Source organism: Microbulbifer elongatus, assembly GCF_021165935.1.
GTDB lineage: Bacteria > Pseudomonadota > Gammaproteobacteria > Pseudomonadales > Cellvibrionaceae > Microbulbifer > Microbulbifer elongatus.
In genome coordinates this window covers 2,972,624-2,994,550 of sequence record NZ_CP088953.1, presented here as the reverse complement: position 1 = coordinate 2,994,550, position 21,927 = coordinate 2,972,624, and the positions used below count along the sequence as shown (strand labels likewise).

Genomic DNA, 21,927 nt, shown 5'->3' with positions numbered 1-21,927 from the left:
ATATCAGGGGCTTACCATGTCTGAATCGTCCTCCAAGCCAGGCGCACAGCAGCCCGTGGAAACGGAAATGCCGCAAGAGCAGGAAGCAAGCGTGCAGCCAGACGGTTGTTTTCGTGACCCCATCGAAGAAACACCCGGTTACAACGCGACCGAATCCCGTGTCGCTATCTGGGGTCACCCCATACATGCCATGAGTGTCGCCTTTCCTGTGGCGCTCACCTTTTGCACCTTTGGCGCAGACTGCCTGTACTGGTTCACCGGGGAGCCCTTTCTGGCGAGGGCGGCCATCTGGGCCGCTGGGACCGGTTTTTTCTTCGGCATGTTGGCCGGGTTTACAGGCTTGTTTGAGCTGCTGCTCGTCAGCGGAATTCGCGCCCGTGCAGCCCCCTGGACCCATTCGATCATCGCCGTGATGCTGCTTTCGCTGTTGGGCGCAAACTGGGGCCAGCGGCTGTCTGGCTACGAAGCGGGCGTTCTGCCGTATGGCATTCTGCTGTCGGCTCTGGCCGTTGTGCTCGTGATCGTAACAGGTTGGCATGGCGGCAAGCTTGTATTTGACTATCGTTTGGGGATTTCGAAAGGCAATGGGTGATCCCGGGTCTCGCGTAGCCACTCGGGCAATTCAATACCCGACAAATCCGGCTTGGCCAACACCAGAAACAGTACTGCCGCCATTGGCAGAAGAATCGCCATCAGGGTGATGAGCGGTTCTGGTATGCGCGTGCGACCCTTGGTTTCCGCCACCTCTACGATGATGTGCCCGATCCAGGCATGAGCGAAAACCATCAGCGCAACAAACAGCAGCTTGCCGTAAAACCACGGCTCAAATACTCCCCGCAAAAAGATCAGCCAGGTACCGATCACTACCGTTGTTACCGCCGCCGGGGTGACACAGAAGATATAGGCTTGATGGGTGGCCTGGCGGATGCGCCGATAATCCTCACCACTATCGGTTGGGTCATGATGGGCGATCATGAGGGGCAGGGTAACCAGACCGCCGCACCAGATAATCAGCGCGAAAATGTGCACGGCTTTAAAAAGTGGAATGAGCGCAATCAGGAGTTCGATCATGCGGTCCGGTCCAAAAGCTGCGACCAGGCTGAGTGCGCCCGCCAAGCGCCGACGATGATGTAGGGCACAATCGCAGGAACCCACATGATCAATCCCGCCAGTTGCTGATCCGCCAGTGGGGTCAACCCCCAGGCCAGCGATGCACTGGCATGGGCGGCGTACAGCGGTTCCGGCGCGAAGGTTAACAGAGCGCCCAGCAATCCCATCTGAGTGAGCCCGGCCACGGTGAGGTATATGGACTGAACGGCCGGTCGCCGCGCATCCAGAACCACCCGCCAAAACCAGACCGCACTCAACAGTAAGCTGGCTTGCATCAGCCAGTAAACGCCAACGTGGGAGAGCGCCAAATCATAAAGTGGTGGTGCATGCCAAACCCACAGTATCAGCGATGAGACGACAAACGCTGCACCGGCTGTGGTGGTAGCGCGCCGGGTCGGTGCAAACGCTGCCAGAAGCGGGGCCGCAACCGTAAACAAAAGAACATGATGCGCTACCCGTGCAGAAAAGAGCGCGGACGACAGAGCACAGAGAGGGGAGACAAAGGTGATAAACAAAACCGCGGTCGCCGCCAACCCGGTATAGTGTCGTGGAGACCGGCAGGCAAAATACAGTAGTAACCCCAGAAAGCACAGGACGAATGGGTCGAAATTCCAGTGCGCCCACAGGCTCTCCGGCGGCGGTGGGTCCCCGCAATAGGTCCGGTAGAAACTGTCCGGCCCGATTCCGCTGTTTTTCACGACGTCGGTCATAATTGCCCAGTTGATGTCGAGGTCCCAAGCAGTCTATTTCCGAATTCTCACGGCAGCTGAGTTCGGCGGCAAAGTAACAAGCGTAGATCCTAAAGGGCGGCCCATCAGCGAATCGCCGCGCCGGTGGCGTCGCAACCTACGTAAATTGCTGTTTGCTGATCGGGGAGAGAGGGGGCGTGACCTGCTGTGCCGGGGGCACCATCGGCTATCTAATCCCGGCGCAAGTGATCCTTGATTGCAATCGGGTTCGGGAAGTTCAACACCACGATATAGGAAGAGACCAGGAAGGTAAGAATTGCGGTGGCCTGAATCAGGTGTGACGCTTTGCTGCCAATCAATTGCTGGCTCACCGCCAAAAAGGCAATCAGCAACGAAAACTCACTGATCTGCCCCAGGCGAAAGCCGATATCCCAGGCCAAAATTTTCCGTTCACTCTGTTGCCCCAGCAGGTAGCGGAACACCACGGGCTTGATCGCCAGTACCGCAGTGGCGGCCACGAGCGCGGGGATGGCGATTTCCGGCACCATATCCAGGTGGAACTGGGCTCCAAGGCTGAAAAAGAACAGGATCAGGAAGAAGTCCCGCAGCGGCTTCAGACTGATGGCGATGTACTGGGATATCGGGCTGGTGGCGAGGGTGATGCCGGCGATAAAGGCGCCGATCTCCCGGGACAGTCCCACGACCTCGGCCAGTTCTGCCACGCCCATACACCAGCCGAGCGCGAGCAGGAATACGTACTCGTGGAAACGGTCGAATTTTGCCAGCAGCGGTTGTAAGACATAACGCACCGCAGCCCAGGCGAAGGCGATCAGTAGGGGCAGGGCGGCGAAGGACGTGCCCAGTCGCGCGAAGTCGACGGAGCCGGTACTACCGCTCAACAGAATCATCAGGCAGACGATGGCCACGAAATCCTGAAACAGCAGCAGGCCCACCATCATTTCACCCAGATGTTTGTGGTGCAGTACGGTGGTCGGGAGGAGCTTGATACCGATGATGGTGCTGGAAAACATCATCGCCATACCGATCACCCAGGATTCCGTGTCGGTAAAGCCGAACAGATGCCCAATACCATAGCCAAGCCCGAGAAACAGGGCGCAACTGATCAGGCCGACGAAGGTGGCCTTGCGCAGAACCGAAATGAGCGCTTTCGGTTGCATGTCGAGTCCGAGCAGAAACAGCAGGAAAATGATACCGATGCTCGACATCTCCGCCATCAGTGCCACATTGTCGATTACCCCGAAAACCGACGGCCCGAGCAGACAGCCGAGGGCAATGTAGGCCACCAACAGGGGTTGGCGCCCCCACAGGGCGAGGGATGCAAGAACCGCGGCGCCGCTGAAGATCAGAAAAAACGACTGGAACAGGGAGGTCTCAGGCACTGCGCATCCTTGTAGCAGACTGGGTTGTGGCTCAGGCAGTCATTATCGGCGGGGAGTGTATGCCGTTTCAAGCGTGGCGCTGATCGAGCGTCATGCCGGACTTTATCCGGCATTCAGATTCTGTGGGGACGGATACCGGCATTCGCCGGTATGACGATTCTCGTTAAAGTGGAAACCAGCGCAGTAGTTCCCCTTCTTTTGACAGCACTGGCTGCTCACAGATCGCCCCAGGCGGATTCGCCAGAATGGCTCTGGCCTGCTCAATAAACTCATGCAGGGGCGTTGCCACTTTTTCCGGCGCGCCGCCCCCCATATCAAATCCCAGTGCGATGGGCGCTGCCGCTTCCATTCCCTGATAACGCCATACGCCGTGGCTTGCGTCGTATTGATAGAAGGGCAGCATGCGGTAACCGTGCTCGGCAATAAGGTCGATTGCGTCGATCAGGTAGTCCACGGTTTCTACATCCAGGAAGTAATTGAAGTTCAGGCGCACCCAGCCGGGTTTCAGAATGCTTTCCCCTTCACTCACCAGCTTTTCAATGGCGGTGCTCTGCTCATCGGTGAGATGCAGCAGGTGGTGTCCGTAGGGGCCCGCACAGGAACAGCCGCCACGTACCTGGATACCGAACAGGTCATTCAACAGGGCGACGACAAAACCGTGGTGGAGCGGTTTCCCATCGTGCAGCAAATGCAGGGAAACGATGCTGACACGCTTGGCTTCGGTACCGCCCAGGATCTGAATATTCGGGTTTTCACTCCAGCGCGCAAAGGCGCGGGCGAGCCAATGGTCTTCCCGGGCTTCAATGGTGTCGGCTCCCACCTGGTCCTTGAGCGCAAACGCCATGCCGGCGCGCACGGACTCCACGATTGCCGGAGTACCGGCTTCCTCGCGGCGCTCGCCGGCAGGAAGATAGGTGTGTCGCCCGGGACTTACCCAGGACACAGTGCCGCCGCCGGTTACCGCTGGCTGGTTTTCCGGCAGCAGGTTGCGCCGCAGGATCAGGATGCCCGGGGTACCCGGGCCGCCGATGAACTTGTGGGGGGAGATAAACAGGGCGTCTTTGCTGGTCAGCCCATCATCCCCGCGGGTATCGATGGCGACGTAGGGCGCCGCCGCTGCGTAGTCCCAGAACGACAGGGCATTGTTTTGATGCAGCAGTCGGGTAACCGCATCGACGTCGGTGCGGATGCCCGTGACGTTGGATGCCGCCGAGAAGCTGCCAATTTTCAGCGGGCGGTCGGCGTATTGATCGAGGGCGTTTTGCAGTGCATCAAGGTCAACGCCGCCCAGGTCGTTCTGGGGAATGGTGACCACTTCTGCAATCGATTCCCGCCAGGGCAGATCGTTGGAGTGGTGTTCGTAGGGGCCGATAAAGACGACGGGGCGTTTACAATCGGTAATGTTGCCGGCGGTGCCGCCAAACCGCTCGTAGCAATCTTTGCGCAGCCCCAGGCAATCGACCAGCCGGTTCACTGCGGCGGTAGCGCCGGAGCCGCAGAAAATAATCGCGTGGTCATCACCGGCATTTACAGAATGGCGTACAGCCGCGCGGGCCTGCTCGCGAAACGCGGTGGTCTGACGTCCGGTGGCGGAGGTTTCGGTATGGGTGTTGGCGTACCAGGGCAATACCTGATGACGAATGGCATCCTCAATAAACTGCAGCGCGCGGCCCGATGCCGTGTAGTCTGCGTACACCAGCGGACGCTGGCCAAAAGGCGTGTCCATCGGCATGCGCTCGCCAATGACGTTGTCGCGAATGCGTTGTAGCAGTGCATCGGTTTCCGGTGTGGAAGGTAACGCAGCTTGTGGCTGGCGTACGGCGTTATTGGTCGAATTGTTCATCGCAACCTCAATGTACTGCGCCCGCGAGGATCACCCGCGGGCGTTATTCAGAGACAGTCATTGAGCGGGTGCTATTCACCAGTCGGTATGGGTAGCTCCGTGGTGCTCTTGATCTGCTCCATGGCAAAGGTGGAGGAGACATCGGAAATGCCGGAATGGCTGATCAGCTTTTTGTAAAAGCGGTCATAGGCTGCCACATCGCTGACCACAATACGCAGAACATAATCGTAGTCGCCGGCCATGCGGTAGCAGTCGACCACCTCCGGCAGTTCAGCCATGGCGCGAGCGAATGAGTCCGCCCACTCCGCGGTGTGCTGATTGGTTTTCACCTGCGCAAAAACCGAAACCGGCAGGCCGAGTACTTCGGCATCCAGCAAAGCCACTTTGCGCCGGATAATGCCACTTTTCTCCAGTTTCTGAATCCGGCGCCAGCAGGGTGTCTTGGTAAGACCCACACGCTCGGCCAGCTCTTCGATGGAGAGGCTAACATCAGATTGAAGAATGGCAAGAAGTTGTCGATCAATCGCGTCGAGTGAGGACATAATGCTACGGTGCTCCCAAAAACGCGGGGATCGGTTCCATCTGCAGCCTTAAGTCTGCGCTCCATTGCAACAAAATACCCCGGTCATTCTGAAAGGCACAGCGAGATCCGACATTGGCGGGCCTTTGAAGAATCGTTTGCTGTGCCCCGTGTCTTGCCCGTAACGATAATCTCAGTATTTACAGATCAGTAGTGGAATTTTTCCCTGCGCCACCTGCCATCAAAAAAGCCGGGCAATGCCCGGCCAATCCACAGGGGAGTTGTAGGAATTTTGTTTTGCCGCTCCTCCGTCCTTCTGGACGACTTTCAGGCGGCTTCTTTGGGCGGGAACATCGGCTCGAAGAGTCCGGCGGCCATGGCTTCCCGCACCCGCGCCATGAGGTCGATTTCGGTAAGCTGCTGGAGGTCCTCGAGGTCGTTCAGGACATAATAGATGGGCTGCACAATATCGATACGGTAGGGGGTGCGCAGGGTATCCACGACATCGAATGGCGCGCGCACCGGCTCGTCACTGAGGGCGTACAGAGTCTCTTTTGGCGACGACAGAATACCGCCACCATAAATACGCAGGCCGTCTTTGCCATTCAACAGGCCGAACTCCACCGTAAACCAGTAGAGGCGGGCAAGGTACGCGCGCTCTTTCGGAGATGCCTTCAGGCCCAGCTCACCGTACTTCTGGGTAAAGTTGGCGAACGCCGGATTGGTGAGCATGGCGCAGTGGCCAAAAATTTCGTGGAAAATATCCGGTTCCTGAAGGTAGTCGAACTCTTCTGGAGAGCGGATAAAAGTGGCCACCGGAAACCTGCGCTCGGACAGCAAGCGGAAAAAGGTCTCAAAGCCAATCAGTGCCGGCACCCGAGCGCACTCCCAGCCGGTCTCACGGCGGAGAATTCGGCTCACTTCCTCCAGTTGCGGGATTCGCTCCCGGGGCAGATTGAGAAGTTCCAGGCCGTGCAGGTATTCATCACAGGCGCGGCCGGGGATCACCTGTAGCTGCCGTTCGATCAGGCGCTGCCAGGTTTGATGTTCCTGATCCGTATAGGCGATAACGCCGTTGGCATCGGGTTCACGGGCCACGTATTTACTGGGCTTTTTGCTGCTCATGACTGTCTCCGCGGTGGGCGGTCAGAAATATGCCGCCACATCTGTTGTTATCGTCTCTCTATTCTTAGACATCGCGGTGGGCTGGTGGCAGGGGACAGGCAGCCAAACTCGGGCCCGGGACCGCCCGCGGGCTACACTTTTTGTAAACATAAGTTTACAGTTGGACTATGAGAGTCGAGATTACATGTAGCGATCGTGTGGGTATCCTTCAGGAAATCATGGCTGTCTTCACGGACTTTCGGGTGAACGTGCGTTCAGGTGAGATTGGTGGGGATAGTGGAGACAAGGTTTACCTGTCGGCACCGGGACTGCTGGCCACGCAATTCCAGTCCATCGAAAAGGCCCTGCAGGGGGTGCCCGGGGTGCGTCGGGTGCGTCGCATCGGGTTGATTCCCTCGGAACGGCGGCACTTTGAGCTGGATACACTGCTGCGACACGTCTCCGACCCGGTACTCTCGGTGGATGGTGAGGGGCGCATCGTTGCCGCCAACCTGGCCGCCGCACGGGCTTTTGGGGTGAGTGTGGAGCAGGTGTCGGGAATGCAGCTGCAGCGTTTCCTGCCGCGCCTGCAGCTGGAGGAGCTGCTGCGTGGACTGACGGCACCCCGCTACGGGTTTCCGGTCACCGTGCGCGGGCGCCCGTTCACCCTCGACTGGTCTCCCATTACGCTGAATGACCAGCCCGGGGCCGTTGCGTCCCTGGCCGGCGCCGTGTTGACCCTGCAGCAGCAACCGGACGTTTCCCCGGAGGCTGCAACCGATGGGCGCGCCGGTACGCTGACTCAATCGCCGCCGCCCCCCCAGGTGCTCTGGGACCTGGACCTGCGTCGCGACTGCTGCCTGCAGTTACAGCAGCTGGCACCGCAGAATGCGCCACTGATGATTCTCGGGGAGCGCGGCGCCGGCAAGACCACGTTTCTGCACGCGGCCTATTACCTCAGCCCGCTGGCAGAGCGGGGCAGGGTGTATCGCGGTAGTGGGGGAAAGCTGGCACCCGCCGATATCGCACTCCTTCTGCAGGTCGATGCCGAGGCCGTCGTACTGCTGGACGATGTCGATGGTGCGTCTGTCGACAGCCAGCGGCTTCTCGCGGACGCGCTGCTGCACCGGCGTTTTATGCCGCACATCATGCTCAGCGCCACCCACTGGGATGCTCTGTTACCGGTGCTGCAGCAGTTGTTTTCCACCCATCAGATCCGGTTGCCATCGCTGCGGGGCATGCGCCCGGCGATACCGCGATTCGCGCGCTTGATGACGGATCAGATTGCCCACAGCCGCGGAGAGCAGCGCGACGATCTGTGGACGGAAGATGAGGCCGGGCACGCGGTGTTCCGTGTGCTGCAAACCAGAGACTGGCCGACGAATTTTACCGGCCTGCAAGCACAGCTGAGCGGTGCGCTGGCACACCTGAGGGCACGCTCTGGAACGCAGCTCTGTGCGCAGGATTTCCCGGCGCTACCGGATCGCGTATCGCCACCGGCGCGTTGGACCGACTGGGGACGCGGATTGACCCTGACAGAGCAGATGGAAAAGGTAGAGCGGGGGATTCTCGAGGAATTGCTGGAGACTCTGCCAAAGGGGCAGCGCTCCAGCCGCACCCTTGCCCGGCGGCTGGGGATTTCCCATACCGCCGTGGCCAACAAACTGCGGAAATATGGGCTGACCGCCGACTAGCGCTCGATCTTGCCGATCAGCATGTCCTTGAACATCACAAAGTCCCCCCACAGGGAGTAAAAGGGATTTTTGAAAGTGGCTGGGCGGTTGTGTTCGAAAAAGAAATGGCCAACCCAGGCAAATCCGTATCCGGCGAGTGGTACTGCGTACAACAACGGCCAGTTCTGTGTGGTAATGGCGGTGGCGACCAGACCGATGACCAGGGCGGTACCCACAAAGTGCAATCTGCGGCAGGTGAGGTTGCTGTGCTCTTTCAGGTAAAACGGGTAGAAGTCGCGGAACGAATCAAAACGCGGTGCCTCTGAGTGACCTCTTGAATCCTGCATGGTGTTGTCTGCCATCTCGCTATCCTGTTTTTATGGATTATTGTCATCTGGGCGAAGGTTGATACTCCCGATTCTAACCAGAAGCACGGGGCGCCCGCTGGTCTGAAACGGACATGGCGGCCGCGATCGGGCCGTTTAGCTATCGGATTTCGACGGCGACCGGCGGTTTCTGCTAATCTTCCCCGCAATTTGTGATCACGTTTTTATGCGCTTGCCGGATTGGGGCCACCCTAGCGGCCCGGCGCAGCCAGGAGTACAAGGAATCGCCATGTCTGGTCCTCTCTCTCACCTGAAGGTTCTCGATCTCAGCCGCATCCTCGCCGGCCCCTGGGCCAGTCAGGTCCTGGCGGATTTCGGTGCCGAGGTCATCAAGGTGGAACGCCCGCAGAAGGGCGACGATACCCGTCACTGGGGGCCCCCGTACCTCAAGGATGCGGAGGGGCAGGACACGGCGGATGCCGCTTATTATCTGAGCGCAAACCGCGGCAAGAAGTCGATCACTGTGGACATTACCCGGCCCGAGGGGCAGGCCCTGATCCGGCAATTGGCGCAACAGTGTGACATTCTGCTGGAAAACTACAAAGTGGGAGGGCTGGCAAAGTACGGGCTGGACTACGCGGCCATTCGCGCTGTCAATCCGCGGATCATTTACTGCTCGATTACCGGATTCGGGCAGACGGGCCCCTATGCCCGGCGTGCCGGCTACGATGCCATGATCCAGGGCATGGGTGGCCTGATGAGTATTACCGGAGTGCCGGAAGGGCAACCGGGGGCGGGCCCGCAGAAAGTGGGTGTCGCGGTTGCGGATCTGATGACCGGTATGTATGCGGTATCCGGCGTACTGGCGGCGGTGATTCACCGGGATCAGACCGGGGAGGGACAGCAGATTGATCTGGCGCTACTGGATACCCAGGTCGCCTGGCTTGCCAACCAGGCACAGAATTACCTCACTTCCGGTAAAAGTCCGGAACGCCAGGGCACTGCACACCCCAACATCGTGCCATATCAGGCGGTGCCCGCCAGTGATGGCTATTTTATGCTGGCGGTAGGTAACGACAGCCAGTTTGAAAAGTTCTGCCAGATTGCCGGGCTGGACGGGATTGCGCAGGACCCGGCGTATGCCACGAACCGGGACAGAGTAAAAGCGCGCGATCGGTTGATTCCAATTGTGGAAGCGGCAACCGCCAGCAAGCCCGCCGCCTGGTGGCTGGAAAATCTGAGCGCCGCTCACGTACCTTGTGGGCCGATCAATGACCTCGCCCAGGTGTTTGCGGACCCGCAGGTGCAGGCCCGTGGGATGGTTGTTGAGCAACCGCACCCTCAGGCCGGCACGGTTCGGACCGTGCGCAACCCACTGGGCTTTTCTGCCTCGCCACTGCGATTCGAACAGGCCCCGCCGACGCTGGGTGAACATACGGAAACTGTCCTGCAAACGGCACTGGACCTGTCACAAGATGAGATCGACAACCTGCGTGCCCAGGGGGTGATCTGAGGGGGCAGTGCTGCTCCGCTGGCTCTGCAGAATAAGGAGTCGCGCTTATTTGCGCCAATACGATGAGTGGCCCGCCACAGACCGGGAAGGTTTAGACGACTGCGCTAGTATCACAGCAATAACTGCAAACAGCACAAAATAAGGAAGCTGTGCATGAGCGCGATATTGCTGATGGTACTGGGCCTGGGTGGGATGGCTGCCGGCTACTTCTTCTACTCGCGCTTTATCGCCGACCGGATCTACCGGTTCGATCCGGACTTTATTACCCCAGCGCACGAATTTGAGGATGGTGTGGACTATGTGCCCACCAACAAATTTGTGCTGTGGGGACATCACTTCACATCGGTTGCCGGTGCCGCGCCCATTGTCGGGCCGGCGATCGCCGTGATCTGGGGCTGGCTACCCGCATTTCTCTGGGTGGTGTTCGGCACCATCTTCTTCGCCGGGGTTCACGATAGCGGCGCCATCTGGGCCAGCGTGCGCAACCGGGCTCTATCGGTCGGATCACTGACCGGGCACGTGGTTGGCAAGCGCGCCCGCAGTATCTTCATGATTGTCATTTTCCTGGTGTTGCTGATGGTCAACGCCGTGTTTGGCGTGGTGATCGCGGGGCTCCTGATCGATAACCCGGGTTCGGTGGTACCCATCTGGGGTGCCATCGCGGTGGCGCTGGTGATTGGCCAGCTGATTTACCGGTTCAAATTCAATCTCGCACTGGTCTCCCTGTTCGGTGTCATGGCGTTATATGCGCTGATCTATATCGGCCCATCAATGCCGGTTGCGCTTCCGGAGACCGTGGCGGGGTTCTCCAATAAAGCCGCCTGGATTCTGATTCTCTTTGCCTATGCGGCGATTGCCTCCCTGTTGCCCGTATGGGTATTGCTGCAACCCCGGGACTACATCAACGGCCTGCAGTTGTTTGTGGGTCTGATACTGCTTTATTCCGCAGTGTTGATCGCGAGCCCCGAACTGGTTGCGCCGATGATCAATCAGCAGGTACCCGAGGGCGCGCCGCCGTTGATTCCACTGCTGTTTGTGACCATTGCCTGCGGTGCCATTTCCGGCTTCCACGGGCTCGTTGCTTCCGGCACCACGTCCAAACAACTGAATAAAGAAACGGATGCGCGCTTTGTGGGCTATTTCGGCGCGATCGGTGAGGGCGCACTGGCGCTTGCAGCGATTATCGCTGCCTGTGCCGGGTTCGCTTCCCTCGGGGATTGGCAGGCGGTGTACAGCGCCTTTGGTCAGGGGGGCGTGCAGGCGTTTGTGGATGGTGGCGCGACGATTCTGAATCAGGGAGTGGGTATCGATGCGGCGGTGTCGGGCACCATGTTGACGGTGATGGCCGCGTTGTTTGCCGGTACCACCATGGACACGGGGTTGCGCCTGCAACGGTATATTTTTCAGGAGTTTGGCGAGATTTATGGCATCCGCTGGCTTGGCAGGCCACTGCCAGCGACGCTGATGGCCGTTGCCTGCTGTGTGCTGCTGGCCTTTGGCGCTGGCGGCGCGGACGGCCCTGGCGGCCTGTTGATCTGGCCCCTGTTCGGCACCACAAACCAGTTACTTGCGGGCCTCACGTTGTTGGTGACTTCGGTCATGCTGGTGCGTTTGAATCGACCGGTTTGGGTAACCCTGATTCCACTGGTCTTCCTGCTGTTGATGACCCTTGCCGCGTTGCTGATTCAACTAAACGAGTTCTATCAGAAAGAAGACTGGTTCCTGCTGAGCCTTGATCTGATTGTGCTGGTGGCGGCGATTCTGGTCACTCTTGAATGTGCTTCTGCGTTCAAAAAGCCATCCAGCCCGCTGGAAGGTGAGGAACTGTGATGATGCGCGGAAAGTTGTCAAACAGTCGTCAAGGCGAGGGTGGCGTTATGCAAGAGGAGAAACAATCGGCGCTGCCAAAAAATTTGCGCCTGGTGTTTCGCCGTATCGGGGATCAGCTGGAAGCCTATTACAACGGCCCGTATCGCAGTACCCTGGCGCGGGCCGAACGGGATGAGGAGGACCTGTTTATGCTGCTGATCTACGCCGAGTCCCTGGGCATTCCCAATCCTGTCAGTTTTTATACCCTGGAATTACAGCCGCAAATGTTGGCGCGTTTCCACCAGTGGCATCAGCGTATGGGGATGGAGCGCTCCCCGCTGGACGACATGCGTTGCTGCTGATTGTGAGTTCCTATCACCATGAATAGATCCCTGGATATTGCGCAGTTGATGGCACGCCGGCTGATTATGGTTGGCGGTAAAGGCGGCGTGGGCAAAAGTACTATGGCGGCCACACTGGCGACGATTGCCGCGGCGCACGGCCGCAAGACACTGCTGGTCTCCACGGACCCGGCGCACAATCTGAGTGACCTGTTTGGCTGTGAAATCGGTAGCAACGGGTGTGCTATCCCCTGGGGTGGGGGGAATTTACAGGCGCTGGAAATCAGTCCGCAGCACGCACTGGATACCTATCTCGAATCGGTGCGCCAGCAGATGCTGCCCCATGTGGCGGTGCATCTGCGTGGGCAACTGGAAAAGCAATTGCATCTCACCCGCCATGCCCCCGGTTCCGAAGAGGCGGCACTGCTGGATGCGTTGACGCGAGTGATCGAAAACCGCGAAGAATATGATCTGATTATTTTCGATACCGCGCCTACCGGCCACACACTGCGGTTGTTGAACTTGCCCAGTGTCATGAGTCGATGGACGGAAGGGCTGATTGCGCAAAAGGAGCGTGCCGGCCGATTTCGCGACCTGCTGGGGAAATTTGCCAGCGCCGGGGAAGAATCAGATGGCGCCGCGAGCGCACAACTGGCACCACTGATTGCCCGTCGGGCGCGGTTTCAGCAGGCGGCGCAGGCCCTACAGGATCCTCAGATTAGTGCCTTTTTATTTGTGATGACACCGGAAGCCCTGCCGCTGAGTGAAACCCGGCGCGCCGTAACGGCATTGGAGAATAGCGGAATCCCGGTGGCAGGTATCATTCTCAATCGATTACTGCCGCCAGAGGCGGAAGCGGTGACATTCTTGCGTGGCGCCTGGGCGTGCCAGCAGCAAGTTCTGCAGCGGGTAGCCGATGCATTGGCGCAGGTACCCCGAGTCTCACTACCGATGACCGGAAACACCCTGCAGGGCAGGGAAGGGCTGGCGTGGTTGGCCGCACAATTGGTGGCGGCCACAGAAGCGGATGTGACAAAACAAAAACAGCCCGACAGTGTGACTGCCGGGCTGTCGTGAGCGGTTGACGCGGTGCTGGTTACGCGAGCGCCCGACGGCGATAGATCGGTAACGGCTGGTCCACGGCGGTCTGATAGCTGTCGGTAAAATCCTGCATGGATGCCAGCAGCCCCTGCAGTGGTTGCTCGCCCTGGAAGGCGAAGCTGTTAAAGCCGCAGCGCTTCAGGTAGGTCAGCTGATCGCGGATAAAATTACCCACTGCACGCAGCTCACCCTTGAAGCCGTAGCGCTGACGCAACAGGCGGGCGGCGGTAAAACCACGGCCATCGGTGAATGCCGGAAAATTGGCGGCGATCAAGGGCAGTTCCGCGGCGTATTCCCCAATCAGGTCGGCGGTTTCGTCACTGTCCAGCCACACACCGATCTCATCTTTGCGGCCCTGAAGATCTTCACGCAGCGCCAGCCACACACTCAATGGCAGGATCACCTTACCCGGTGCCAGGCTGCGCGCGCTGATCTCTTCGTCGCTGCCCAGGGGCAGCAGGTTCCATTCGTTCTCGACCACCGCACCGTCAACAATGAGTTGCGCCGGGTTTTCCGGCTGCGCGCCTACCGGCTTTTTCGCGGAGAGGTTAGCTGGCTTTGGCATATACGCGCTCCTTGAATGGCTGCAGGCCGATGCGGTTGTAGGTGTCGATAAAAAACTCTTCCGGCTGACGGTTTTCTACGAACACATCCAGAATCTTGCCGATGGTCTCCGGCATTTCGTCTCGGGAAAAACTGGGGCCGAGTACTTTACCCAGGCTGGCTTTCTCGTTGGCGCTTCCGCCCAGCTGAACCTGGTAAAACTCTTCGCCTTTCTTGTCCACGCCGAGAATACCGATGTGGCCGATATGGTGATGGCCACAGGCGTTCATACAACCGGAGATGTTCAGATCCAGATCGCCGAGGTCGTAGAGGTAATCCAGGTCGTCAAACTTGCGTTGAATAGCCTCGGCTACCGGGATGGACTTCGCATTGGCCAGGGAGCAGTAGTCGCCGCCCGGGCAGCAGATCATATCGGTCAGGGTGCCGATGTTCGGGGTGGCGAAACCGTGTTTGCGGGCTTCCTGCCACAGGTCAAAGAGCTGTTCCTGCTCGACATCCGCCAGCACGACGTTCTGTTCGTGGGTCACACGCACTTCGCCAAAGCTGTACTTGTCGGCCAATTCGGCAATGGCTTCCAATTGGCGATCGGTAACGTCGCCCGGTGGGATTCCAGTGGGCTTGGTGCTCAGGGTAACGGCCTGGTAGCCATCTACCCGGTGCGGGAAGGTGTTGCGTTCAAGCCAGCGGGCGAAGGCTTTATCTTCACCGGCCCGATCCCGTAGCACCGCTTCACCGTGGCCTTCGCTGAAGGTCTTGTAAGCCGGTTCCGGGAAGAAGCGCTTGGACCATTCGATGGCCTCCGGCGTCAGTTGTTCCGCGCCATCCTTGATCTGCTCCCACTCCGCTTCAACGCGGCGTGCGAATTCTTCGGCACCCATGGCCTTGACCAGTATCTTGATACGCGCCTTGAACTTGTTGTCCCGGCGACCCAGCTGGTTGTAGACCCGCACGATGGCTTCGAGATAGGAGAGCAGGTGAGTCTCCGGCAGGAAGTCGCGAATGGCGACGCCGATAATCGGTGTGCGGCCCAGGCCGCCACCAACGAATACCTGGAAGCCGGTTTCACCCTGATCGTTCTTGACGATCTGAACACCGATATCGTGGGCGCGAATGGCTGCGCGATCTTCTTCGGCGCCGCATACCGCAATCTTGAATTTACGCGGCAGGAAGGCGAATTCCGGGTGGAAAGTGGACCACTGGCGGATCAGCTCGCAATAGGGGCGAGGATCGACCAGCTCGTCACGGGCGACACCGGCAAACTGGTCGGTGGTGGTGTTGCGGATGCAGTTGCCGCTGGTCTGTACCGCGTGCATTTCCACTTCCGCGAGTTCGGCGAGGATATCCGGTACATCTTCCAGGTTTGGCCAATTCAGCTGAACATTCTGGCGGGTGGTGAAGTGCGCATAGCCCTTGTCGTACTTGCGGGTAATGTGCGCCAATCGACGAACCTGGGTGCTGTTCATCAGCCCGTAGGGCACCGCGATGCGCAGCATGGGAGCCAGGCGCTGGACATAGAGACCATTCTGCAGACGCAGTGGCAAAAATTCTTCTTCACTCAGTTCACCGGCGAGATAGCGTTCGGTCTGGCCGCGAAACTGGGCCACCCGTTCCCGGATCAGCTTGTGGTCCTGTTCGTCGTATCGATACATAAGAGCTTGATTCCATTACTTTTTCGCGCTGGCGGTGCAGCGCCCAGAGGGTCTTCTGGAGCCTGTCTATGACCCTGAGTGGCGCATAACATACCAGCCGCCTTATACAAAAAATAACAATTTTTTTCGCTACCTTAGTAACCGGCAGTTATAAGTAATTCACCTGTCTATAACTGGTGAAATACTGCACGGTTGCACCGCCCGTGGGGATTTGATCTACTTGAGAAACCGCACTTTTAAGCGGTGCTGCTACCTTTAAAACAATAATGATTTCTTGAGAGACGGAGTATTCCGATGAACGATCAAGCAGTAAGAGAAGTAGTAGTTGTATCCGACGATAGCGATAACGTGGTAGACGCCATTGCGGCGGTGGCCCTGGTGGCCATTTTTGTCGCGACCTGTGTCTACTGGGTAGCCTCGCAGGGCTAGATCCCGGCAAAATCGAATACAGCGCCGCGGCCCAGACAAGCATTGCGCGGAAGCATGCACTGGGCTGAAGGTCTTATTTACGAATGATTCTTTTTCCGGTGGGCGTTACCGGAAAAGGTTTTTATTGCCCGCCATTATTCATGCAGGCCTTATGCAGACCGTCGCACTGATGCGCCCTTTTCGCCAGCAGCGCTCAACCCATATTGCTGAGAACCGTTTTCACTACCAGTACCAGGGTCAAAACGAAAAGGGTGGTGAAAATAATCCCCGCCGCGATATACGCCTTGAAACTCCCACCTTTGAAGTCCCGCTCCCGGTTTTTATTCGACTGCACACCGATGGCGGCAGCAAGTGTGCTGAGCACTACCTGACCGAATGAGGGCTTCTTGTCGTTTTGATCCATGTTCCGCTCCAAGCGCGCATCACTGTAGGAGCCTGCCTTGCAGGCGAACGATTCAGTGTCTTGACTGTTCGCTTGCAGGGCAAGCTCTGACACGGGTTCCTACCGGGAAGGGTAATCCCGTAAACCGGTCAATCCTCCAGGTTTGGCCGCAGCCAGCGCTCCAGTTCGTCCACGCCCATTCCTTTGCGTTTCGCCAGGCTTTCCAGCTGATCCCGAGAAATCTTGCCCACATTAAAATACTTTGACTCCGGATGTGCAAAGTACCAGCCGCTCACCGCAGCTGCGGGCATCATGGCGAAGCTGGAAGTCAGTTCAATGCCCGCATTTTCCTCCGCATTCAGCAATTTGAACAGCGTGGCCTTTTCCGTGTGGTCCGGGCAGGCGGGGTAGCCCGGGGCTGGGCGGATTCCGGTGTAGGCTTCCTTGATCAGGTCCTCATTGCTGAGGGTTTCTTCCGGCTGGTAACCCCAGTAGTCTTTCCGGACTTCACGGTGCAGGTATTCGGCAAAGGATTCGGCGAGGCGGTCGGCCAGCGCCTTCACCATGATTGCACTGTAGTCATCGTGCTTGGCCTCGTACTCGGCGGCGAGCTCGTCGGCACCGATGCCGGTAGTCACCGCAAAGCCCCCGACATAGTCGGCAACGCCGCTCCCCACCGGGGCAATAAAGTCTGCCAGTGACCGACACAGGCCGTCACCGCCGCGCTTTTGTACCTGCTGGCGCATCTGGTGCAGGCGGGCGCGTTCGCTGCTGCGGCTTTCATCGGTGTAAACCACGATATCGTCACCGTCCGCATTCGCCGGCCACAGGCCAAACACCGCTCGGGCTTTCAGGCGCTTGTTATCGATAATGTGCGCTAGCATGGCCTGGGCATTTTTGAACAGGTCAGTGGCCGCTTCGCCGACCACTTCGTCATTCAGGATGGCCGGGTATTTACCCGCGAGATCCCAGGAAATGAAGAAGGGCGTCCAGTCGATGGTGTCCACCAGTTTTTCCAGCGGGAAATCGTCCAGTACCGTAAGGCCCGGCTTGTTCGGGGTAACTGGCTTGAAACTGGCCCAGTCGAATTGCGGGCCGGCTTTTAAAGCGTCCGGGTAGGCCAGGCGCGGATCGTTGCGCTTGCGGTTGGCGGTGCGATGACGGACCTTTTCGTACTCTGCCTGCACCCCTTCAACAAAAGCGGGGCGCAGCTCGTCCGACAACAGGTTGCTGGCCACACCCACAGCGCGGGATGCGTCTGCCACATACACCACCTGATTGCGTTGGAATTGCGGATCAATTTTGACCGCGGTGTGTGCTTTGGACGTGGTAGCGCCACCGATCAGCAGGGGAATGTCGTATTCAAGGCGCTCCATTTCCGCCGCGACGTGTACCATCTCATCCAGGGAGGGGGTGATGAGGCCGGACAGGCCGATAATCTCACAGTTCTTTTCTTTGGCGGTTTGCAGAATGGTTTCCGCAGGCACCATCACACCGAGGTCGATCACCTCGAAGTTATTACAGGCCAGTACCACGCCGACGATATTTTTACCGATATCGTGCACATCGCCTTTTACCGTGGCCATCAGGATACGGCCGTTGGGCTTGCTGTCCGCGGTTTTCTCCGCTTCGATGTAGGGCTGTAGATACGCCACGGCCTGCTTCATCACACGCGCGGATTTCACGACCTGGGGCAGGAACATTTTGCCCTCGCCAAACAGATCGCCCACCACGTTCATGCCGTCCATCAGCGGGCCTTCGATCACGTCCAGCGGGCGTGTGGCGGCCGCGCGGGCTTCCTCGGTATCCTCTTCGATAAAATTATTGATGCCTTTCACCAGCGCGTGTTCCAGGCGCTTTTTGACCGGCCACTGGCGCCAGGCCAGATCTTCTTTGCGTTCGGCGGTGCTGCCATCGCCGCGGTATTTCTCCGCGATGTCCAGCAGAGCCTCGGTGGCGCCGTCATTGCGGTTGAGGATCACATCTTCCACTTTATCCCGCAGCTCGTCCGGCAGATCGCTGTACACCTCCAGCATACCCGCGTTGACGATGCCCATATTCATACCGGCTTTCACCGCGTAATACAGGAATACGGAGTGGATGGCTTCCCGTACCGGGTTGTTACCGCGGAAGGAGAAGGATACGTTGGAGACACCGCCGGACACATTGGCGCCGGGCAGGTTCTGACGAATCCAGTGGGTGGCTTCGATAAAGTCCACCGCGTAGTTGTTGTGTTCTTCGATACCGGTGGCGACCGCAAAAATGTTCGGGTCGAAAATAATATCTGTCGGGTTGAAGCCGACTTTGTCCACCAGTACATCGTAGCTGCGTTTACAGATTTCAATCTTGCGCTCGAAGGTATCCGCCTGGCCGCTTTCGTCAAAGGCCATCACCACCACGGCGGCGCCATAGCGCAGACACAGGCGGGCCTTCTCGATAAAGTCCTCTTCACCTTCTTTCAGGCTGATGGAATTGACGATGGGCTTGCCCTGGATGCACTGCAGGCCCGCTTCGATCACCTCCCACTTGGAAGAGTCCACCATAAACGGCACCTTGGCGATATCCGGTTCGGTGGCGCAGAGGTTGAGGAAGCGGCGCATGGCGGCGACGGAATCCAGCATCGCCTCGTCCATATTGAAGTCGATGACCTGGGCCCCGTCTTCCACCTGGGTGGCGGCGATCTGCAGCGCGGTGTCGTAATCCTCTTCCATGATCAGTCGCTTGAAGCGCGCAGAACCGGTGACGTTACAGCGTTCGCCCACGTTGACGAACAGGGCGTTTTCATCGGCCACGTAGGGCTCCAGGCCGGAAAGACGCAGGGCGGGTTTGATTTCGGGCAGTTTGCGCGGGGCGATGTCCGCCACCGCGTCGGCGATGGCCCGGATATGGTCCGGTGTCGTGCCACAGCAGCCGCCGAGAATGTTCAGGAAGCCGGCCCGGGCGAACTCCGCCACAATCGCCGCGGTCTGTTCCGGCGTCTCGTCGTATTCACCAAACTCGTTCGGCAGGCCCGCATTGGGGTGGGCGGAAACGTGTTCCGCGCACACGCCGGACAGGGCTTCCACATAGGGGCGCAGTTCGGTGGCGCCCAGGGCACAGTTCAGGCCAACGGACAGGGGCTTGGCGTGGGCGATGGAGTAGTAGAACGCCTCGGTGGTCTGACCGGACAGGGTGCGGCCGGAGGCGTCGGTGATGGTGCCGGAAATCATGATCGGCAGCTCAAAGCCACGCTGGTCGAACACCTCTTGCACTGCGTAGATGGCGGCCTTGGCGTTCAGGGTGTCGAAGATGGTCTCGATCAGGATCAGATCCGAGCCGCCGTCGATCAGGGCATGGGTGGACTCGATATAGTTGGCCACCAGCTCCTCAAAGGTCACATTGCGGGCGCCCGGGTCGTTCACGTCCGGCGAAATACTCGCGGTGCGCGATGTCGGGCCCAGCACCCCGGCCACAAAGCGCGGTTTGTCCGGGGTGGAAACTGCATCGGCGGCCCGCCGCGCCACTTGTGCCGCTACCCGGTTAAGTTCGGGTACCAGGTCTTCCATGTCGTAGTCGGACTGGGACAGGCGGGTGGCGTTGAAGGTATTGGTCTCGATAATGTCTGCGCCGGCGTCGAGGTACTCCTTGTGCAGGCGCTCGATCAGATCCGGCTGAGTCAGAACCAGCAGGTCGTTATTGCCTTTGAGATCCGAGGGGTAGTCCGCAAAGCGCGCTCCCCGGTAATCCGCCTCGGTCAGCTTTTCCTGCTGAATCATGGTGCCCATGCCGCCATCCAGAATCACGATGCGTTCGCCGAGGGCCTTGTGAAGCTGTTGCAGACGTTGGTCACGGGACTGCTGAGACCGATTAGCCGACATGGTCATTTCCTTAACACCGGAGGATCAAAAAAGGGCGGCAATCTTAGCACAATCTGGCGCTATTTCAGGCCTGTACAAGATTTGCAGAACGCTTGTGCATATCCTTGTAACCAAATGTTCTACTGTATTTTCCGGGCGGGGCTCGAAGGTGGGGTAACCAATCCCCATCTCGTGAGCCTAGGCTTGAACAAAGGCAATGGCACAAGGAGCCCTTATGAAGATCCTGATGGTACTGACCTCCCACGAACAGCTGGGAGATACCGGGGAGAAAACCGGTTTCTGGCTGGAGGAATTTGCGGCGCCTTACTACGTATTCGTGGACGCCGGCGCGGAAGTCACATTGGCCTCGCCAAAGGGTGGCCAGCCCCCGCTGGACCCCAAAAGTGATACCGACGATGCGCACACGCCCGCCACCAAGCGCTTTCGCGACGATCCACTGGCGCAGCAGGCTCTGGCCAATACGGAGGCGCTGGACGCGGTAGATGCGGAGGGATTTGATGCACTGTTTTACCCCGGTGGCCACGGCCCCCTCTGGGATCTGGCGGAAGATCAGCGTTCCATTGCGCTGATTCACGGTTTCTACCGCGCGAATCGACCAATTGGTGCTGTCTGTCACGCTCCGGCTGTCTTCAAGAACACCGTGGATAAAGAAGGGGAGCCACTGGTGAAAGGCAAGCGGGTGACGGGCTTCAGCAACAGTGAAGAGGAGGGTGTCGGTCTGACCGACGTGGTGCCTTTCCTGGTGGAAGATATGCTTAAGGAGCGCGGTGGCGACTACGCCAAAGGGGATGACTGGGCGGAGTTCGTTCTCACGGACGGGCTGCTCGTCACCGGTCAGAATCCGGCGTCCTCGGAAGCGGCTGCCAAAGCGCTGCTCGGGACACTGTCCAACGTGCAGAAATAGCCGGTTAGGCGTGCATCTGGCGGCTGGTTTAAATTGACCGCGCTTGGGCGTAGAATACCCGACATAAACGCTCAGTTATTTGAGCCTGGTTATTTGAGAAGGTCTATGTCAGAACAGTCGACAGAATTGAACGTCACCATTACCGAATCCGCTCAGGAGTACCTGCGTGACCTGCTGGCCAAGCAGGACTGTGAAGGAATCGCCATCCGCATGTTCGTATCCAACCCGGGTACCCCGAACGCGGAAACCTGCATCGCCTATAGCCGCCCCGGTGAAGAAAAAGAGGGCGACCTGGAAATGCAGCTGAACGGATTCAAGGCGTATTTTGAAGGGCGCAGTATCCCGTACCTGGATGAAGCGCGGGTAGATTACTCTGCGGATAAGATGGGCGGCCAGCTCACTATCCGCGCACCCAACTCCCGCATGCCCAAGGTCACCGACGACAGCCCCATCGAAGACCGGATTAACTATGTCCTCTACAGTGACGTCAACCCGGGTCTGGCTTCCCACGGTGGTCAGGTGAGCCTGGTAGAAGTGACAGAGGATATGTATGCGGTGCTGAAGTTCGGTGGCGGCTGCCAGGGTTGCGGTATGGTGGACATGACCCTGAAAGAGGGTGTCGAAAAAACGCTGAAGGAAAAGGTACCTGAATTGGCCGGTGTGAAAGATATTACCGACCATACTGACAAGTCTCAGGCGTATTACTGAGTCTG

At 58.6% G+C, this 21,927-nt stretch carries 20 protein-coding genes; 9 read left to right on the top strand and 11 right to left on the bottom strand.

Annotation, left to right across the window (positions count from 1 at the left end):
• Nucleotides 1-16 precede the first annotated feature (16 nt).
• Nucleotides 17-592, top strand: a complete 576-nt coding sequence (locus LRR79_RS12290; protein ID WP_231757498.1) for a DUF2231 domain-containing protein — start codon at nucleotides 17-19, stop codon at nucleotides 590-592.
• Here the strand turns inward: LRR79_RS12290 and LRR79_RS12285 are convergent.
• The 6 genes from LRR79_RS12285 to phhA all read right to left on the bottom strand — a co-directional run bounded on the left by LRR79_RS12285 (nucleotide 559) and on the right by phhA (nucleotide 6,687).
• A complete protein-coding gene (locus LRR79_RS12285) occupies nucleotides 559-1,071 on the bottom strand; it encodes a CopD family protein (RefSeq protein WP_231757497.1) in 513 nt (170 codons plus the stop codon). The genes LRR79_RS12290 and LRR79_RS12285 overlap by 34 nt on opposite strands.
• On the bottom strand, nucleotides 1,068-1,820 hold the full coding sequence (locus LRR79_RS12280) for a cytochrome c oxidase assembly protein (protein WP_231757496.1): 753 nt from the start codon (nucleotides 1,818-1,820) through the stop codon (nucleotides 1,068-1,070). Before LRR79_RS12280 ends, LRR79_RS12285 begins: the two co-directional genes overlap by 4 nt.
• 209 nt (nucleotides 1,821-2,029) lie before the next feature.
• Nucleotides 2,030-3,199 carry a cation:proton antiporter gene (locus tag LRR79_RS12275; protein WP_231757495.1) on the bottom strand — a complete coding sequence of 390 codons (1,170 nt, stop codon included), beginning with the start codon at nucleotides 3,197-3,199 and terminating at the stop codon, nucleotides 2,030-2,032.
• A gap of 163 nt (nucleotides 3,200-3,362) precedes the next feature.
• Nucleotides 3,363-5,042 carry an aminotransferase class V-fold PLP-dependent enzyme gene (locus LRR79_RS12270; protein ID WP_231757494.1) on the bottom strand — a complete coding sequence of 560 codons (1,680 nt, stop codon included), beginning with the start codon at nucleotides 5,040-5,042 and terminating at the stop codon, nucleotides 3,363-3,365.
• Between the two features lie 71 nt (nucleotides 5,043-5,113).
• A complete protein-coding gene (locus LRR79_RS12265) occupies nucleotides 5,114-5,584 on the bottom strand; it encodes an Lrp/AsnC family transcriptional regulator (protein ID WP_231757493.1) in 471 nt (156 codons plus the stop codon).
• 305 nt (nucleotides 5,585-5,889) lie between these two features.
• Nucleotides 5,890-6,687, bottom strand: a complete 798-nt coding sequence (gene phhA, locus LRR79_RS12260; RefSeq protein WP_231757492.1) for a phenylalanine 4-monooxygenase — start codon at nucleotides 6,685-6,687, stop codon at nucleotides 5,890-5,892.
• Between the two features lie 218 nt (nucleotides 6,688-6,905).
• Between phhA and LRR79_RS12255 the strand changes: the two genes are divergently transcribed.
• On the top strand, nucleotides 6,906-8,360 hold the full coding sequence (locus LRR79_RS12255; RefSeq protein ID WP_231757491.1) for a TyrR/PhhR family helix-turn-helix DNA-binding protein: 1,455 nt from the start codon (nucleotides 6,906-6,908) through the stop codon (nucleotides 8,358-8,360).
• On the opposite strand, the gene LRR79_RS12250 is transcribed toward LRR79_RS12255, so the two are convergent.
• Nucleotides 8,357-8,701, bottom strand: coding sequence for a DUF962 domain-containing protein (locus tag LRR79_RS12250; protein ID WP_231757490.1), 345 nt, complete (start codon nucleotides 8,699-8,701; stop codon nucleotides 8,357-8,359). The genes LRR79_RS12255 and LRR79_RS12250 overlap by 4 nt on opposite strands.
• 253 nt (nucleotides 8,702-8,954) lie before the next feature.
• Here LRR79_RS12250 and LRR79_RS12245 point away from each other — a divergent pair, with 253 nt between their 5' ends.
• From LRR79_RS12245 to LRR79_RS12230, 4 genes are all read left to right on the top strand, one after another.
• Nucleotides 8,955-10,178 carry a CaiB/BaiF CoA transferase family protein gene (locus LRR79_RS12245; RefSeq protein ID WP_231757489.1) on the top strand — a complete coding sequence of 408 codons (1,224 nt, stop codon included), beginning with the start codon at nucleotides 8,955-8,957 and terminating at the stop codon, nucleotides 10,176-10,178.
• A 153-nt stretch (nucleotides 10,179-10,331) separates the two neighbouring features.
• A complete protein-coding gene (locus LRR79_RS12240) occupies nucleotides 10,332-12,008 on the top strand; it encodes a carbon starvation CstA family protein (protein WP_231757488.1) in 1,677 nt (558 codons plus the stop codon).
• 47 nt (nucleotides 12,009-12,055) lie between these two features.
• Nucleotides 12,056-12,349, top strand: a complete 294-nt coding sequence (locus LRR79_RS12235) for a cory-CC-star protein (protein WP_231757487.1) — start codon at nucleotides 12,056-12,058, stop codon at nucleotides 12,347-12,349.
• Between the two features lie 18 nt (nucleotides 12,350-12,367).
• Entirely contained in the window at nucleotides 12,368-13,405 is a 1,038-nt protein-coding gene (locus LRR79_RS12230) for an ArsA family ATPase (RefSeq protein ID WP_231757486.1), read from the top strand.
• Nucleotides 13,406-13,424: 19 nt separating this feature from the next.
• Here the strand turns inward: LRR79_RS12230 and LRR79_RS12225 are convergent, their stop codons facing one another.
• On the bottom strand, nucleotides 13,425-13,994 hold the full coding sequence (locus LRR79_RS12225) for a DUF934 domain-containing protein (protein WP_231757485.1): 570 nt from the start codon (nucleotides 13,992-13,994) through the stop codon (nucleotides 13,425-13,427).
• A complete protein-coding gene (locus LRR79_RS12220) occupies nucleotides 13,978-15,642 on the bottom strand; it encodes a nitrite/sulfite reductase (protein ID WP_231757484.1) in 1,665 nt (554 codons plus the stop codon). Before LRR79_RS12220 ends, LRR79_RS12225 begins: the two co-directional genes overlap by 17 nt.
• Before the next feature lie 294 nt (nucleotides 15,643-15,936).
• Between LRR79_RS12220 and LRR79_RS17315 the strand changes: the two genes are divergently transcribed.
• Nucleotides 15,937-16,071, top strand: coding sequence for a hypothetical protein (locus LRR79_RS17315; RefSeq protein ID WP_255874814.1), 135 nt, complete (start codon nucleotides 15,937-15,939; stop codon nucleotides 16,069-16,071).
• A 193-nt stretch (nucleotides 16,072-16,264) separates the two neighbouring features.
• Here LRR79_RS17315 and LRR79_RS12215 read toward each other — a convergent pair whose 3' ends face one another.
• Together LRR79_RS12215 and metH are read right to left on the bottom strand one after the other, a co-directional pair.
• Nucleotides 16,265-16,474, bottom strand: a complete 210-nt coding sequence (locus tag LRR79_RS12215; protein WP_231757483.1) for a DUF2970 domain-containing protein — start codon at nucleotides 16,472-16,474, stop codon at nucleotides 16,265-16,267.
• 128 nt (nucleotides 16,475-16,602) lie between these two features.
• On the bottom strand, nucleotides 16,603-20,310 hold the full coding sequence (metH, locus tag LRR79_RS12210) for a methionine synthase (protein ID WP_231757482.1): 3,708 nt from the start codon (nucleotides 20,308-20,310) through the stop codon (nucleotides 16,603-16,605).
• A 214-nt stretch (nucleotides 20,311-20,524) separates the two neighbouring features.
• Between metH and LRR79_RS12205 the strand changes: the two genes are divergently transcribed.
• A complete protein-coding gene (locus LRR79_RS12205; RefSeq protein WP_231757481.1) occupies nucleotides 20,525-21,214 on the top strand; it encodes a type 1 glutamine amidotransferase domain-containing protein in 690 nt (229 codons plus the stop codon).
• Between the two features lie 105 nt (nucleotides 21,215-21,319).
• Entirely contained in the window at nucleotides 21,320-21,922 is a 603-nt protein-coding gene (gene nfuA, locus LRR79_RS12200) for a Fe-S biogenesis protein NfuA (RefSeq protein ID WP_231757480.1), read from the top strand.
• Nucleotides 21,923-21,927: the final 5 nt, after the last annotated feature.

Excerpts from the sequence above, each read along its gene's own strand:
- LRR79_RS12270 (WP_231757494.1), bottom strand. The coding sequence starts at position 5,042 with ATGAACAATTCGACCAATAACGCCGTACGCCAGCCACAAGCTGCGTTA.
- LRR79_RS12280 (WP_231757496.1), bottom strand. The coding sequence starts at position 1,820 with ATGACCGACGTCGTGAAAAACAGCGGAATCGGGCCGGACAGTTTCTAC.
- LRR79_RS12285 (WP_231757497.1), bottom strand. The coding sequence starts at position 1,071 with ATGATCGAACTCCTGATTGCGCTCATTCCACTTTTTAAAGCCGTGCAC.
- LRR79_RS12205 (WP_231757481.1), top strand. The coding sequence starts at position 20,525 with ATGAAGATCCTGATGGTACTGACCTCCCACGAACAGCTGGGAGATACC.
- phhA (WP_231757492.1), bottom strand. The coding sequence starts at position 6,687 with ATGAGCAGCAAAAAGCCCAGTAAATACGTGGCCCGTGAACCCGATGCC.
- LRR79_RS12240 (WP_231757488.1), top strand. The coding sequence starts at position 10,332 with ATGAGCGCGATATTGCTGATGGTACTGGGCCTGGGTGGGATGGCTGCC.
- LRR79_RS12265 (WP_231757493.1), bottom strand. The coding sequence starts at position 5,584 with ATGTCCTCACTCGACGCGATTGATCGACAACTTCTTGCCATTCTTCAA.
- nfuA (WP_231757480.1), top strand. The coding sequence starts at position 21,320 with ATGTCAGAACAGTCGACAGAATTGAACGTCACCATTACCGAATCCGCT.
- LRR79_RS12220 (WP_231757484.1), bottom strand. The coding sequence starts at position 15,642 with ATGTATCGATACGACGAACAGGACCACAAGCTGATCCGGGAACGGGTG.
- LRR79_RS17315 (WP_255874814.1), top strand. The coding sequence starts at position 15,937 with ATGAACGATCAAGCAGTAAGAGAAGTAGTAGTTGTATCCGACGATAGC.
- LRR79_RS12290 (WP_231757498.1), top strand. The coding sequence starts at position 17 with ATGTCTGAATCGTCCTCCAAGCCAGGCGCACAGCAGCCCGTGGAAACG.
- LRR79_RS12230 (WP_231757486.1), top strand. The coding sequence starts at position 12,368 with ATGAATAGATCCCTGGATATTGCGCAGTTGATGGCACGCCGGCTGATT.
- LRR79_RS12245 (WP_231757489.1), top strand. The coding sequence starts at position 8,955 with ATGTCTGGTCCTCTCTCTCACCTGAAGGTTCTCGATCTCAGCCGCATC.
- LRR79_RS12235 (WP_231757487.1), top strand. The coding sequence starts at position 12,056 with ATGCAAGAGGAGAAACAATCGGCGCTGCCAAAAAATTTGCGCCTGGTG.
- LRR79_RS12250 (WP_231757490.1), bottom strand. The coding sequence starts at position 8,701 with ATGGCAGACAACACCATGCAGGATTCAAGAGGTCACTCAGAGGCACCG.
- LRR79_RS12215 (WP_231757483.1), bottom strand. The coding sequence starts at position 16,474 with ATGGATCAAAACGACAAGAAGCCCTCATTCGGTCAGGTAGTGCTCAGC.
- metH (WP_231757482.1), bottom strand. The coding sequence starts at position 20,310 with ATGTCGGCTAATCGGTCTCAGCAGTCCCGTGACCAACGTCTGCAACAG.
- LRR79_RS12255 (WP_231757491.1), top strand. The coding sequence starts at position 6,906 with ATGGCTGTCTTCACGGACTTTCGGGTGAACGTGCGTTCAGGTGAGATT.
- LRR79_RS12225 (WP_231757485.1), bottom strand. The coding sequence starts at position 13,994 with ATGCCAAAGCCAGCTAACCTCTCCGCGAAAAAGCCGGTAGGCGCGCAG.